The organism is Pseudomonadota bacterium (assembly GCA_026388275.1).
Lineage (GTDB): Bacteria > Desulfobacterota > Syntrophorhabdia > Syntrophorhabdales > Syntrophorhabdaceae > JAPLKB01.
Map to the genome: position 1 here is coordinate 1 of JAPLKB010000058.1, position 658 is coordinate 658.

The 658-nt window shown below is 39.4% G+C and carries 1 protein-coding gene; it reads right to left on the bottom strand.

The features are described from left to right. On the bottom strand, window positions 1-538 hold a 538-nt coding region (locus NT010_13125; GenBank protein MCX5806980.1), incomplete at its 3' end, for a ParB/RepB/Spo0J family partition protein. Between the last annotated feature and the right edge of the window lie 120 nt (window positions 539-658).

Here is a 658-nt window from a genome sequence, read left to right on the forward strand (position 1 = left end):
AAAGTGATATCGTGTTAAAGAGCGTCCTTGTTGACTTTCCGACGATTTCAGAAATCTGTGAAATTGTTTCACGGATTTCCTGAGGCAAATCTTCCTGTCTTCTTTCATATACAACCAACACACTCATCACTCCATCCAAATTGTACCCTTTGTCAGGATGTTTTGCCTGAATATATGCAAGTATGCCATTGGCCTGATCTATGGGATTTAAGTCTTCTCTCTGGAGATTTTCTGTCAGTTGTATTGCCAGTATTTCATCCTTTTGGGTGACTGTATTAACAATTCTTGCCGGGATTGTTTCCATACCGAGTTTTTGGGCTGCCAGATACCGTCTTTCACCGCAGAGAAGAAGGTACTTGTCGTCTTTTTGAGTTACAAGTACAGGCTCTAATACACCCTTGTCTTTAATTGATGACATAAGAGCTTTAAAGGATTCGCTTGTTGTGTCAACTGCTGAACGAATCTGTTCTTCCACTATAATGCTTCCCAGAGGCAGGTACAGAAATTCCGGGTTTTCCACTGTTTTCTTTGTTGCCATATTAATCCCCCTTTTTGAAATTCAGTGAATAGTTAAAATTCAGTGAATAGTCGTTAGTGAATAGTGTACGGTTTAATCCCGCTTAATGCGGGACATAGTTAAAGACATTTTATTAATCCA